Here is a 13098-nt window from a genome sequence, read left to right as displayed (position 1 = left end):
GCCGCACAGTGCATCCTGGAGGCCCCGGTGGAACCTGGGGCGGTCGCCTCACGTTGATAGCTTTGTGCGGCGCCACTTGGATGCAGCAGACGCAGTGACCGCAGCGGCCGCCCCGCCGCCGTAGCCGCCTTCACCCCCAGGAGCCCGGACCCGTGATGACACTCGCCCTAGGCCCGAGCTGGATGGATCCCAACCACCTGCTCGGCACGTACGGCATCTGGGGTCTGCTGCTCGTCGTCTTCGCCGAGTCCGGCCTGCTCATCGGTTTCTTCCTGCCGGGTGACTCGCTGCTGTTCACCTGCGGCCTGCTGATCACGTCGGGCGGCCTCGACTTCCCGCTGTGGGCCGCGATCGGCCTGATCTGCCTCGCCGCGATCCTCGGCGACCAGGCCGGCTACATGTTCGGCAAGAAGGTCGGCCCGTCCCTGTTCAAGCGCCCGGACTCCCGCCTGTTCAAGCAGGAGAACGTGGTCAAGGCGCACGAGTTCTTCGAGAAGTACGGCCCCAAGTCCCTGGTGCTGGCCCGTTTCGTGCCGATCGTGCGGACGTTCACGCCGATCATCGCGGGCGTGAGCGGCATGCGTTACCGCTCGTTCCTGACCTTCAACGTCATCGGCGGCCTCATGTGGGGCGCGGGTGTCACCCTGCTCGGCTCCTGGCTCGGCAACATCGGCGTCGTCAAGAACAACATCGAGGCCATCCTCATCCTGATCGTCCTGGTCTCGGTGGTCCCGATCGCGATCGAGTTCCTCCGCGCGCGCGGCAAGAGCGGGAAGGCGGCCGGCGCGACCGAGCCGGAGGCCCCGCGGCAGCCCGCGTACCAGCAGCAGTACCAGCAGCCGCAGTACACGCAGCCGCCGGCCATGGACGACGCGACGACCCGCCTGCGCCGCATCGACCCGGAACAGCCGTACGAGCAGCCGTACCAGCAGCAGCCGTACCAGCAGGAACAGCCCTACCAGCAGCCCCAGCAGCACTGGAACCAGGGCGGCTACGACCAGCAGCACCACGATCAGCAGCAGTACCCGCGGCAGCAGTACCCGCAGAGCCCCTACGGCGCGGACCAGTACGGCCAGGGTCAGGGCGACCCGAACCAGTACGACCCGAACCAGTACGACCAGAACCGGTACGACCAGAGCCAGTACCCCTACGACCACCGCCGGCAGTAGCGGGCGGGCGCCGGACGCTCAGAAGCCCCTGGTGCGCTTCGCGGCCCGGCGCTTGCCGGCCGAGCCGACGCGCAGGAACAGCCGCGAGATCTCCGACCCCAGGTTGACCCCGATGGCGATGGCCATCGCCAGTGACGCGGCCTTGGCCAGCGACACCAGCCCCTTGTCGACGTTGTTCTGGGCCATGGACAGCAGCCCGAAGTAGGTCGCCGAGCCGGGCAGCAGCGGCCCGATCGCCGCGGTCGTGTACGGCAGCGCCGAGGCGAACCGGTACCGGGACAGCAACTGCCCGAAAAGACCGACGAGCCCGGCCGCCACGGCCGTGGACGCCACGGGCGAGATGCCTCCCGCGTAGTACATCGCGCCGTACACCGACCAGGCGACACCCCCGTTGAGGGTCACCCAGAGCACGGTGGACCGTTCCTGCTGGAGCAGCACCGCGAAGGTGAGCGACAGCAGCATGGAGGCCACGATCTGGATCAGCGGGCGCTTGGAGATGCCCAGCGCCGCGTCCGGGTTCAGCTCACCGCCGACCTGCACGCCGAAGTACAGGACCACCAGGACCCCGACGACGATGCCGACGAAGAAGTACATGACCTCCAGCAGCCGCGCCGACGCCGTGATGTAGAAGCCCGTCAGCCCGTCCTGTACGCCCGCCACCAGCGCCCGCCCGGGCAGCAGCGCGAACAGCCCACCGGTGATCACGGCGGACGCCTTCACGTCCACGTGCGCCAGCGTCAGCGCCACCCCGATCGCCGCGGGCGGCATCGCGGCGACCGTGAACTGGTAGAACTCCGGCAGTCCGCGTCCCGCGCACAGCCACGCGAGCCGGTCGCCGAGCATCGCGCCGACGGCCGCCGCGAGGAACACGATCGGGTCACCGCCGACCAGGATGGAGGCCGCGCCGGCCAGCAGTCCGCTCGCGAGGGTCAGTGCCCAGCCGGGGTACGGGTGCCGGTTGCGGCGGATCTCCGCCAGGCGCCGGTAGGCCTCCTCCAGGGAGACGTGCGTCTCCTGGTCCGTCAGGTCGTCCACGAGCCGGAAGACGGCAGCCAGACGCGTGTAGTCGGTGCCCCGCCGCCGTACCGTCCGGGACGCCGTCACGGGGTCCTCCACCAGCGACGGCTGGTGGGAGATCGACAGCAGGGTGAAGGTGACGTTCGGCTCGCACCGGTCCAGGCCGTAGGAACGGCACACCGCGAACATCGCGGCCTCCACGTCCTCCGCGCCCTCGCCGCCGGCGAGCAGGAGCTCTCCGATACGCAGGGTCAGGTCCAGCACGCGCGGGACGGCCGGGCCCTCCTCCTCCACGCGCTGCACCGGCTCCGGTGCCGGCCGCTCGGTCACCGGCATGCGCAGCATGGTGCGCATGCGGTCCTGCCAGGGCGCGTCCTTGACCAGGCTGACCAGCGGCACCCCGGCGGCCGGTGTGAACGCGGCCGGCGGGCTCTTCGCGTCGTAGGTGCTGGGCGTGCTGAACGCGGACCTCTCCGGTTCGGCACTGGGCGGATGCGGCGTGTGGAGTCCGTCGGGCACCGCGAACTCGGACGTCGTCTCCGGCTCCCCACCGGCCCTGGGAACGTCCAGACCCCGGGGAACGGCGAACTCGGACGTGATCTCCGGGTCGTACCTCGCCTCGTCGGACCGCGGTTTCCGGTCCTCCGTCTCCGTCACCTCGAACCGCTCCCTGAACGACACATTCCGTAAGCCTCAGTATGCGCACACGTACCCGGACGGGCCGCACACCTGCCCGCATGCGAAACGGGCCGCACGCGTGCGCGTGCGGCCCGTTCAGCGGAGTACGGGCTCAGTGGCCGCCCTGCTCCTTGAACCGCTTGTACGACCGCTCGATCTCGATCTCGGCGTCCGTACGGCCGACCCAGTTCGCGCCCTCGACCGACTTGCCGGGCTCCAGGTCCTTGTACACCTCGAAGAAGTGCTGGATCTCCAGGCGGTCGAACTCCGACACGTGGTGGATGTCGCGCAGGTGCTCCACACGCGGGTCGGTGGCCGGGACGCACAGCAGCTTGTCATCGCCGCCGGCCTCGTCCGTCATCCGGAACATGCCGATCGCGCGGCACCGGATGAGGCAACCCGGGAAGGTCGGCTCGTCCAGGATGACCAGCGCGTCCAGCGGGTCGCCGTCCTCGCCGAGGGTGTTCTCGACGAAGCCGTAGTCGGTCGGATAGGCGGTCGAGGTGAAGAGGCGACGGTCCAGGCGGATCCGACCGGTCTCGTGGTCCACCTCGTACTTGTTCCGCGAACCCTTCGGGATCTCGATCGTGACGTCGAACTCCACCGGTGGCTCCTCCATGATCAGCACATAGTTCTGGTGGTTAAGTGTCCCTCACGCAGGTGTGTGATCGCGAAAGGGGCTGGTGGTCGTGCCAGTACTGGGGCCTTGGCGGGCCGCGAGACCGCAGGTGGCGCGGATCGCGAACGCCGTACGACCACGTCTGGCGCGCGCCGCGACGGCAGCCGGGCCGCGGATCGCGCGGCTGACGAAGGCCGTGCGGGTCACACCTGCGCACCTCTCCCGTCCGCGGACCGTCAGGACCTGGCAGTACACCGCGGGCGCCGCCACCGCCGGCCTGGTGCTGGCCGCCGGCGTGGTGACCGTGGCCGGTCCCTGGGACGCCAACGGTCAGCGTACGGCCGAGGGGGACCGCGCCGCCGCACTGGAGGGATCAGGTGGCGCAGATCACGGCCGTTCCGGTACGGCCGCGGGGGCACTCCGGCCCGCGCCGAGCGCCGCGCCCGTCCTGACGGGCCTGGGCGGCACCGGGGGCGCCGTCGGCACCCGGAAGGCACCCTCGGGCGGCAGGGCCCTCCCGGACGTCCTGAAACCGCTCCTGGACGCCCCCGCGCTCGGTGACGACCGCGCGGGGGCCGTCGTCGACGTCGCGACCGGCACCCGCCTCTACGGCTCCGGCGCCGGCAAGGCCCTCACCCCCGCCTCCACCACCAAGATCGCCACCGCCGTCGCCGCCCTCTCCGCCCTCGGCCCCGACCACCGCCTCACCACCCGCGCCGCCCTCGAACCCGACACCCGGGAGCTCGTCCTGGTCGGCGGCGGCGACCCCACCCTGACCGCGCACCCGGAAGCCGGCGGGGGATGGGCCGGCCTGCGCACCCTGGCGGCGGACACCGCGAAGGCCCTGCACCGGCGCGGCATCCACGAGATCACCCTCTCCTACGACACCACCCTCTACACCGGCTCCGCCCTGCACCCCATCGGCGTCAACGACAACCTCGCCCCGGTCAGCGCGCTGGCCGTCGACGAGGGCCGTGCGGACGGCTCCGCCGCCGGGCCGGCGCCCCGCGTGAGCGACCCGGCGGCGGACGCGGCGGCGAGGTTCGCGGGCTTCCTCAAGGACGCCGGCGTCACCACCACGTCCCCCGGCCCGTCCAGGGCCAGCACGCGCGCGCAGACCCTCGCCACCGTCTCCTCGCCCCCGCTGTCCGCCCTGGTCGAGCGCATGCTCACCAACAGCGACAACGACATCGCCGAGGCCCTGGCCCGCCAGACCGCCCTCGCCGGCGGCGACCCCGCGAGCTTCGCCGGCGGCGCCCGGGCGATCACCACCCAGCTGCGCAAGCTCGGCCTGCCCATGTCGGGGGCCGCCTTCCACGACGGCAGCGGCCTCGACCGCGCCGACCGGCTGACGGCGGACCTCCTCACCGCGCTCCTGGTCAAGGCGGGCGACCCGGCCCGGCCCGGCCTCCGCCCCGTCCTCACCGGCCTTCCCGTCGCCGGTTTCACCGGCACCCTGAGCACCCGCTACACCGACGGCGCGGCCGGGGTCGTACGCGCCAAGACCGGCACCCTGACCGGCGTGAACACCCTCGCCGGCACGGTCGTCGACCAGGACGGCCGCCTCCTCGCCTTCGCCTTCCTGGCCTCGCGCACGACCGACCCGGACCAGGCGCAGTCGGCCCTGGACGCCGCGGCGACGGCACTCGCGGGCTGCGGCTGCCGGTAGGGCCGGTGCCCCGGGTGGCGGGGGCCCGGCACGCGCGTCCGCGGCGTCACCGGCTCGGCACGCGCGCGTGGGCCGGCCGTACGGTTCCCGCCGCGGCCGGCCGGCCGCCCGTGATCCCGCCGGGGTCCACGGCCTGCCCCAACGGGGGCCGCTCACGTACCGTTGACGCATGACTGGCTTCGGTGGCACCGCATCTCCCGGGATGGTCGACTGGAACCTCGCGGTGGCGACCGCGACACGGCTCGTACGGCCGGGCCCCGACGTCAGCCGTGACGAGGCCCGGGCCGTCGTCGCGGAACTGCGCCGGCACGCCAAGGCCTCGGAGGAACACGTCCGGGGCTTCACCCGGATGGGCACCGGGGAGATCCACGACACCCCCGTCCTCGTCGTGGACCGGCCCGGCTGGGTCCGCGCCAACGTCGCCGGGTTCCGGGAGATCCTCAAACCGCTCCTGGAGAAGATGCAGGAACGGCGTGGCGGCAACCCGGGCAGCGCCGTCCTCGGCGCCGTCGGCGGCAAGGTCACCGGCGTGGAGCTCGGCATGCTCCTGTCGTTCCTGTCCTCCCGCGTCCTCGGCCAGTACGAGACCTTCGCCCCCGCCGCCCACGACCTCCCGGCCGGCGCGAACGGCGGTGGCCGGCTGCTGCTCGTCGCCCCCAACATCGTCCACGTGGAGCGCGAACTCGACGTGGAGCCGCACGACTTCCGGCTGTGGGTGTGCCTGCACGAGGAGACCCACCGCACGCAGTTCACCGCCGTGCCCTGGCTCCGCGACCATCTGGAGGGCGAAATCCAGTCGTTCTTGGCCGAGACCGACGTGGACCCGATGACCTTCCTGGAGCGCATCCGGGAAGCCGCCCAGTCCCTGGCCGGCGGCCGTCCCGAGGCCGAGGAGGAGGACGGCGGCCGCTCCTTCGTGGAGCTGGTGCAGACGCCCGCCCAGCGGGAGATCCTCGGCCGCCTGACCGCCGTGATGTCCTTGCTGGAGGGCCACGCCGACTACGTCATGGACGGCGTCGGACCCAGCGTCGTGCCGACCGTCTCGGAGATCCGCGAGAAGTTCCAGCAGCGCCGGGCCAAGGGCGCCTCCCGGCTGGACGTCGCCCTGCGCAAGCTGCTGGGTCTGGATGCCAAACTCAAGCAGTACCGGGACGGCGAACGGTTCGTGCGGGCGGTCGTCGACCAGGTCGGCGTCGACGGCTTCAACCGCGTGTGGACCTCGCCCAACACCCTGCCCACCAAGGCCGAGATCGCGCAGCCGGCCGACTGGGTCACCCGGGTGCACCGCAAGGCCGAGTAGTGATCCGTACCCGGGTGCCGTGACACGAATCCGGCCGACGGCGGGCGAACGCGCCCTCAATCACCCGTCCGAGGGACCGTGGGCCATGCGTAGGCGTGCAATGCTCGGGGAACGGCCTGCTTCTGTCACCATCTACACACTCTGTGTGACCGGCTCGGGCTCACCCCCGGAAAACTTCATGAAGGGAACCGGACATGGGTCCCCATCCTGCGGTCGCGGCGATACGCCTGGCGGTTCGCCGCGTCCTCCACGACATCCTGAACGACCACCAGACCTCCGGCGCGTACCCGGGCCGGCAGGCCCCCGGCGAGCGCGAGCGGCCCGGCCGGACGGCCGAGCGGCCCTCCTCCCCGCTCGTCCTCGTCGCGTGCTCCGGCGGTGCCGACTCCATGGCACTCGCCTCCGCCCTCGCCTTCGAGGCCCCCAGACTCGGCATCCGCGCCGGCGGGGTCACCGTCGACCACGGCCTCCAGCCCGGTTCGGGACTGCGCGCCGACGAGGTCGCCCTGCGGTTGCGCGAGCTGGGCCTCGGCCCGGTCGACACCGTCGCCGTGACCGTCGGCCGTGAGGGCGGACCCGAGGCCGCCGCCCGCGACGCCCGCTACGCCGCCCTCGACGCCGCCGCCGAACGCCACGACGCCACCGCCGTCCTGCTCGGCCACACCCGCGACGACCAGGCCGAGACCGTCCTGCTGGGTCTCGCCCGCGGCTCCGGCACCCGTTCCCTGTCCGGCATGGCCGCGGTCTCGGGGGCCGGCGGCCGTTACCGGCGGCCCTTCCTGCACCTCGACCGGCAGACCGCCCGCAAGGCCTGCATGGTCCAGTCCCTCCCCGTCTGGGACGACCCGCACAACGCCGACCCCGCCTACACCCGCTCCCGGCTCCGGCACGAGGGCCTGCCCGCCCTGGAGAAGGCCCTCGGCAAGGGCGTCGTGGAGGCGCTCGCCCGCACCGCCCAGCTGTCCCGCGACGACGCCGACGCCCTGGACGCCTGGGCCGGCCAGGCCGAGGCCGCCGTGCGGGACGCGGCGGGTCTGCTGGAGTGCGCCAAGCTGTACGCCCTCCCGCCCGCCGTGCGCCGCCGGATCCTGCGCCGCGCGGCCATCGAGGCCGGCGCCCCGGCCGGTTCGCTGTTCGCCCGCCACATCGAGGAAGTCGACCGCCTGATCACCGGCTGGCGCGGCCAGGGGGCCATCAATCTCCCGGGCAAAGTCGTCGCCCAGCGCCAGGGTGGCAGACTGGTGATTCGGCAAGGCTGAATCCGGCCCCTCCCGGAGCGACCCTCCGGCGGGCCGGGCAGCCGGTGGCCGTGCATGCGGCCGTAAGTGCGGGACGACCGAAAGTGATGCGGGTGGACGCGAAAGACATGGGTGCCGACCTCCAGCGGGTGCTCATCACCAAAGAAGAGATCGACGCCAAGCTGGCCGAGCTGGCCGCGAAGATCGACGCGGAGTACGCGGGCAAGGATCTGCTGCTCGTGGGCGTCCTCAAGGGCGCGGTGATGGTCATGGCCGACCTCGCCCGGGCGCTGTCCACCCCCGTCACCATGGACTGGATGGCCGTGTCGTCCTACGGCGCGGGCACCCAGTCCTCCGGTGTCGTGCGCATCCTCAAGGACCTCGACACCGACATCAAGGGCCGGCACGTCCTGATCGTCGAGGACATCATCGACTCCGGGCTGACCCTGTCCTGGCTGATCAACAACCTCGGCTCCCGTGAGCCCGCGTCGCTGAAGGTGTGCACGCTGCTGCGCAAGCCGGACGCCGCGAAGGTCGCCATCGACGTGGAGTGGGCCGGCTTCGACATCCCGAACGAGTTCGTCGTCGGCTACGGCCTCGACTACGCCGAGAAGTACCGGAACCTGCCGTTCGTCGGGACGCTCGCGCCCCACGTCTACGGCGGCTGAGCCAGTCGGCTCAAGCCGGGCGGGATGATCGGGAACCCCAGCGGGTCCTGCGCCGTTGAAGCTTGCAGAGACGGGTTTTCCCGGCCGTCGAAACGGCTCCGTGCGGCTTCGGGCAACAATGCTGGGGTACCGTCAGAAGAACTGTCTTATCAAACTCACTATGGCAGGAGGGACGGGGCGGCACCGCTCCGTATGGATGGACGTGAAGCGATACTTCCGTGGGCCGGTCATGTGGATCGTGCTGGCCGTCCTTGCCGTGGTCGTGTTGATGCAGGTCGTCGGCTCGTCCGGCGGCTACAAGACGGTGGACACCGGCCAGGTCGTGGCGGCGATCAACGCGAACAAGGTCGAGTCGGCCAAGCTCACCACCGGTGACGAGCAGAGCATCAAGGTCACCCTCAAGGACGGTTACAAGGTCCAGGGCAGCTCGAAGATCCAGGCGAGCTACATCGGCGACCAGGGCGTGACCATCGCCGGCACGCTCCAGACCAAGTACCAGGACAAGCAGATCACGGACGGCTACACCGTCGCGCCGTCCAAGCAGAACCCGTTCCTCGGCGTTCTGCTGTCGCTGCTGCCCTTCGTCCTGATCGTGGTCGTCTTCCTGTTCCTGATGAACCAGATGCAGGGCGGCGGCTCCCGGGTCATGAACTTCGGGAAGTCCAAGGCGAAGCTCATCACCAAGGACACCCCCAAGACGACCTTCTCCGACGTCGCCGGCTGTGACGAGGCCGTCGAGGAGCTCCAGGAGATCAAGGAGTTCCTCCAGGAGCCGGCCAAGTTCCAGGCCGTCGGCGCCAAGATCCCCAAGGGCGTGCTGCTGTACGGCCGCCCGGGTACCGGCAAGACCCTGCTCGCGCGCGCCGTCGCCGGCGAGGCGGGCGTCCCCTTCTACTCGATCTCCGGTTCCGACTTCGTCGAGATGTTCGTCGGTGTCGGTGCCTCCCGCGTCCGTGACCTGTTCGAGCAGGCCAAGGCGAACGCCCCGGCGATCGTCTTCGTCGACGAGATCGACGCGGTCGGCCGCCACCGCGGCGCCGGCCTCGGCGGCGGTCACGACGAGCGCGAGCAGACCCTGAACCAGCTGCTCGTCGAGATGGACGGTTTCGACGTCAAGGGCGGCGTCATCCTGATCGCCGCCACCAACCGACCGGACATCCTCGACCCGGCACTCCTGCGCCCCGGCCGCTTCGACCGCCAGATCGCGGTCGACCCGCCGGACCTCCAGGGCCGTCTGGAGATCCTCAAGGTCCACCAGAAGGGCAAGCCGGTCGCGCCCGACGTCGACCTGGCCGCGGTCGCCCGCCGTACGCCGGGCATGACCGGTGCCGACCTCGCCAACGTGCTGAACGAGGCAGCGCTGCTCACCGCCCGCGGTGACCAGAAGCTGGTCGACAACAAGGCGCTGGACGAGGCCATCGACCGCGTGGTCGCGGGTCCGCAGAAGCGGACCCGGATCATGTCGGACAAGGAGAAGAAGATCACCGCGTACCACGAGGGCGGTCACGCCCTGGTCGCGGCGGCCTCGCCGAACTCCGACCCGGTCCACAAGATCACGATCCTGTCCCGCGGCCGTGCCCTGGGCTACACGATGGTCCTGCCGGACGAGGACAGGTACTCGACCACCCGCAACGAGATGCTCGACCAGCTCGCCTACATGCTGGGCGGCCGGGCGGCCGAGGAACTGGTCTTCCACGACCCGACCACCGGTGCCGCGAACGACATCGAGAAGGCCACCAACCTGGCCCGCGCGATGGTCACGCAGTACGGCATGACCGAGCGGCTCGGCGCGATCAAGTTCGGCGGCGACAACAGCGAGCCGTTCCTCGGCCGCGAGATGGCGCACCAGCGCGACTACTCGGAAGAGGTCGCCGCGCTCGTCGACGAAGAGGTCAAGAAGCTCATCGAGACGGCGCACAACGAGGCCTGGGAGATCCTGGTCGAGAACCGCGACGTGCTCGACAACCTCGTTCTGCAGCTGCTGGAGAAGGAGACGCTGGGCAAGGAGGAGATCGCCGAGGTCTTCGCCACCATCGTCAAGCGCCCGCCGCGCCCCGCCTGGACCGGCTCCTCCCGCCGCACCCCGTCCACCCGCCCGCCGGTGCTCTCCCCCAAGGAGCTGGCGCTGACGAACGGTGCGAACGGCGCGTCGGCGTCGATCAGCACGGTCAAGTCCACCGCCACGGAGTCCGCCCCGGTCACGGAGCAGACCCCGGAGGACCGCTCCGAGAGCTGATCCTTCCGGCCGACCGGCCCGGAATGCGTGCCGCGCCCCCCAGGTTCTAGCCTGGGGGGCGCGGCGTTGCGCATGCCCGCAGACGTAGAGCGCGTGCCCGACACGCGTGCAAGGCACAGGAACGAGGAACCCAGATGACCGACCCGGTGACGCTGGACGGCCAGGGGCCCATCGGTGAGTTCGACGAGAAGCGCGCCGAGAACGCCGTACGGGAACTGCTGATCGCGGTCGGTGAGGACCCGGATCGCGAAGGCCTTCGGGAGACGCCGGCGCGGGTCGCGCGCGCGTACAAGGAGATCTTCGCCGGTCTGTGGCAGCAGCCCGAGGACGTCCTGACGACGACGTTCGACCTGGGGCACGACGAGATGGTCCTGGTGAAGGACATCGAGGTGTACTCGACGTGCGAGCACCACCTGGTGCCGTTCCGGGGCGTCGCCCACGTCGGCTACATCCCGTCCGAGGCCGGCAAGATCACGGGCCTGTCGAAGCTGGCCCGGCTGGTGGACGTCTACGCCCGCCGGCCGCAGGTCCAGGAACGGCTCACCACGCAGATCGCGGACTCCCTGATGAGCATCCTGGAGCCGCGGGGCGTCATCGTGGTCATCCAGTGCGAGCACATGTGCATGTCCATGCGCGGCATCCGCAAGCCGGGCGCGAAGACCATAACGTCCGCGGTGCGCGGCCAGCTCCGGGACGCGGCGACCCGCAACGAGGCGATGAGCCTCATCATGGCGCGCTGAACACGCCGGTGGCGCGGGCCGGCGGTCAGGCCGCCGGTTCCGCTCCCGTCGGGTTCTGGTCGTCGTCCTCGGGGAGCTTGCACACCCGCTCCAGGAAGAGGGCGGCCGCTATCACGCCGAGGCAGGCCAGGAGCGAGAAACCGGCGTAGAGCGCCTGGTCGCGGCGGGCCGGGATGTCCAGCAGCTCCAGCAGGAAGACGCCCGTGCCGCCGTACATCCCGGCGACGAGCGCGGCCACCAGGGCGCTGGCCTGGCCGAAGACGACCGCCCGGGCCGCCATCAGCGGGTCGACCCCCTTGGCGCCGGGCCGGCGCTCGCGCTGGGCCCTGAGCCGGGCGCGCAGCGAGAGCGCCGTGGCGAGCAGCACCACCGCGATCAGCGCGAGCACGACGGGGGCGGCCAGGGGGACGCTGGGCAGGGTCCCGATCGAGTTCCAGAGGCGGGCGCCCGCCCAGGACAGGATCGCGGCCACGACGAACACGCCGACCAGCACCCTGATGCGCAGCTCTCTCACGGTGTCCCTTCAGTTCCCCCGGACCGTCCCGGTGTGTGGTCGTGGTGGGTCTCGGTCCTGACCCGTCTCGACCTTAACGACTACTCGGGCAGGCGGAGTTCCAGGTCCTCGCGCGGTTCCACACCGTCACGGGTGACGGCGGACAGCAGATCGGCCACCGTGCCGCGGCCGGTGAGCCGCGCCTGCGGATCGACGTCGTGCCAGGGCGCGAGCACGAAGGCACGCTCGTGGGCGCGCGGATGGGGCAGGGTGAGGTGCGGGTCGTCGGAGGTGACGTCCGCGTAGGCCACGATGTCGACGTCCAGCGTGCGCGGGCCCCAGCGTTCGTCCCGGACGCGGTGGAAGGCCTCCTCGACGGCGTGCGCACGCTCCAGCAGGGAGTCCGGGGGCAGGGTCGTCTTCAGGACCACGACCGCGTTGAAGTACGACGGCTGGCTGCCGGGAGCCACGCCCCACGGCTCCGTCTCGTAGACCGGGGAGACCGCCTTCACGCGCACGCCCGGAGTGTCCTCCAGGGCGTCGACGGCACCTTGGAGGGTCTCCAGGCGGTTGCCGAGGTTGGAGCCGATGGAGACGACGGCCCACTGCGGGTTGTGCAGGGTCGTGTCGGCGGCGTCCACCTTCTCGACGACCGAGGCGGGCACCGGCTGGACGGTGGGGTCGCTCTGACCCTGGCGGAAAGGTCGGGTCATACTCGGCTCCGGGTGATGGTGACGGTCACGTCGTCGAAGGGGACGGTGATCGGTGCGTCGGGCTTGTGGACGCAGACCTCGACCTCCCGGACGCCCTCGTGCTCCAGGCAGGTCCGGGCGATGCGCTCGGCGAGCGTCTCGATGAGGTTCACCGGCTCGCCCTCGACCACGGCCGCGACCTCCTCGGCGACGATGCCGTAGTGCACGGTCTTCGCCAGGTCGTCGTCGGCCGCCGCCGGCCGGGTGTCCAGGCCGAGGACGAGGTCCACGATGAAGGTCTGGCCCTCCTCGCGCTCCCTGGGGAACACACCGTGGTGCCCGCGGGCCTTCAGGCCGCGCAGCGCGACACGATCCACGCGAATCACTCCTGCAATCGTCGGGAACGGCCGGTCGGTACCGCGTGCGGGCGGTACACCGGCCTTGGACGAATCTACCCGCGGGCACCGGCAGAGCCGGGCCGCGGGGGCCTGGGGCCGGTCCGCGGCGCGGAGGGTTCACCGGATGTTTCCCCGGGGAACCCGGCCGTGCCGGCGGCTGGTAGCCGCTCATACCCCCGGC

Annotated in this window: 12 protein-coding genes; 7 read left to right on the top strand and 5 right to left on the bottom strand. The window is 71.3% G+C overall.

Features of this window, described 5'->3' with window-relative positions; genetic code table 11:
- The first annotated feature begins 155 nt into the window (after positions 1-155).
- Complete coding sequence (locus ACGFT1_RS08640; RefSeq protein WP_373908306.1) at positions 156-1169, top strand: DedA family protein; 1014 nt, start codon at positions 156-158, stop codon at positions 1167-1169.
- An 18-nt stretch (positions 1170-1187) separates the two neighbouring features.
- Here the strand turns inward: ACGFT1_RS08640 and ACGFT1_RS08635 are convergent, their stop codons facing one another.
- Positions 1188-2843: a threonine/serine exporter ThrE family protein gene (locus ACGFT1_RS08635; RefSeq protein ID WP_373908305.1), complete on the bottom strand. Its 1656-nt coding sequence runs from the start codon at positions 2841-2843 to the stop codon at positions 1188-1190.
- A gap of 133 nt (positions 2844-2976) precedes the next feature.
- Entirely contained in the window at positions 2977-3468 is a 492-nt protein-coding gene (locus tag ACGFT1_RS08630; protein WP_121791090.1) for an inorganic diphosphatase, read from the bottom strand.
- 79 nt (positions 3469-3547) lie between these two features.
- Here ACGFT1_RS08630 and dacB point away from each other — a divergent pair, with 79 nt between their 5' ends.
- The 6 genes from dacB to folE all read left to right on the top strand — a co-directional run bounded on the left by dacB (position 3548) and on the right by folE (position 11334).
- A complete protein-coding gene (gene dacB, locus ACGFT1_RS08625; protein WP_373908304.1) occupies positions 3548-5152 on the top strand; it encodes a D-alanyl-D-alanine carboxypeptidase/D-alanyl-D-alanine-endopeptidase in 1605 nt (534 codons plus the stop codon).
- 202 nt (positions 5153-5354) lie between these two features.
- Complete coding sequence (locus tag ACGFT1_RS08620; RefSeq protein ID WP_373908741.1) at positions 5355-6452, top strand: zinc-dependent metalloprotease; 1098 nt, start codon at positions 5355-5357, stop codon at positions 6450-6452.
- A 194-nt stretch (positions 6453-6646) separates the two neighbouring features.
- The gene (gene tilS, locus ACGFT1_RS08615; RefSeq protein ID WP_373908303.1) at positions 6647-7711 is read left to right on the top strand and encodes a tRNA lysidine(34) synthetase TilS; all 1065 of its coding nucleotides are present in this window, start codon (positions 6647-6649) and stop codon (positions 7709-7711) included.
- A gap of 86 nt (positions 7712-7797) precedes the next feature.
- Positions 7798-8358: a hypoxanthine phosphoribosyltransferase gene (hpt, locus tag ACGFT1_RS08610; protein ID WP_373908302.1), complete on the top strand. Its 561-nt coding sequence runs from the start codon at positions 7798-7800 to the stop codon at positions 8356-8358.
- 196 nt (positions 8359-8554) lie between these two features.
- On the top strand, positions 8555-10594 hold the full coding sequence (ftsH, locus tag ACGFT1_RS08605; RefSeq protein ID WP_373908301.1) for an ATP-dependent zinc metalloprotease FtsH: 2040 nt from the start codon (positions 8555-8557) through the stop codon (positions 10592-10594).
- Between the two features lie 134 nt (positions 10595-10728).
- Positions 10729-11334, top strand: coding sequence for a GTP cyclohydrolase I FolE (gene folE, locus ACGFT1_RS08600; RefSeq protein WP_356821310.1), 606 nt, complete (start codon positions 10729-10731; stop codon positions 11332-11334).
- Between the two features lie 25 nt (positions 11335-11359).
- On the opposite strand, the gene ACGFT1_RS08595 is transcribed toward folE, so the two are convergent.
- The 3 genes from ACGFT1_RS08595 to folB all read right to left on the bottom strand — a co-directional run bounded on the left by ACGFT1_RS08595 (position 11360) and on the right by folB (position 12896).
- Positions 11360-11848: a DUF3180 domain-containing protein gene (locus ACGFT1_RS08595; protein WP_373908300.1), complete on the bottom strand. Its 489-nt coding sequence runs from the start codon at positions 11846-11848 to the stop codon at positions 11360-11362.
- Positions 11849-11928: 80 nt separating this feature from the next.
- Complete coding sequence (folK, locus tag ACGFT1_RS08590) at positions 11929-12540, bottom strand: 2-amino-4-hydroxy-6-hydroxymethyldihydropteridine diphosphokinase (RefSeq protein WP_373908299.1); 612 nt, start codon at positions 12538-12540, stop codon at positions 11929-11931.
- Positions 12537-12896: a dihydroneopterin aldolase gene (gene folB / locus ACGFT1_RS08585; RefSeq protein ID WP_373908298.1), complete on the bottom strand. Its 360-nt coding sequence runs from the start codon at positions 12894-12896 to the stop codon at positions 12537-12539. The genes folK and folB overlap by 4 nt, the downstream gene beginning before the upstream one ends.
- Between the last annotated feature and the right edge of the window lie 202 nt (positions 12897-13098).

It is taken from the genome of Streptomyces sp. Y20 (assembly GCF_043195475.1).
Taxonomy (GTDB): Bacteria; Actinomycetota; Actinomycetes; order Streptomycetales; family Streptomycetaceae; genus Streptomyces.
This window is presented reverse-complemented; position numbering and strand designations above follow the sequence as displayed.

Excerpts from the sequence above, each read along its gene's own strand:
- ACGFT1_RS08620 (WP_373908741.1), top strand. The coding sequence starts at position 5,355 with ATGGTCGACTGGAACCTCGCGGTGGCGACCGCGACACGGCTCGTACGG.
- folK (WP_373908299.1), bottom strand. The coding sequence starts at position 12,540 with ATGACCCGACCTTTCCGCCAGGGTCAGAGCGACCCCACCGTCCAGCCG.
- ftsH (WP_373908301.1), top strand. The coding sequence starts at position 8,555 with ATGGACGTGAAGCGATACTTCCGTGGGCCGGTCATGTGGATCGTGCTG.
- ACGFT1_RS08640 (WP_373908306.1), top strand. The coding sequence starts at position 156 with ATGACACTCGCCCTAGGCCCGAGCTGGATGGATCCCAACCACCTGCTC.
- folE (WP_356821310.1), top strand. The coding sequence starts at position 10,729 with ATGACCGACCCGGTGACGCTGGACGGCCAGGGGCCCATCGGTGAGTTC.
- tilS (WP_373908303.1), top strand. The coding sequence starts at position 6,647 with ATGGGTCCCCATCCTGCGGTCGCGGCGATACGCCTGGCGGTTCGCCGC.
- hpt (WP_373908302.1), top strand. The coding sequence starts at position 7,798 with ATGCGGGTGGACGCGAAAGACATGGGTGCCGACCTCCAGCGGGTGCTC.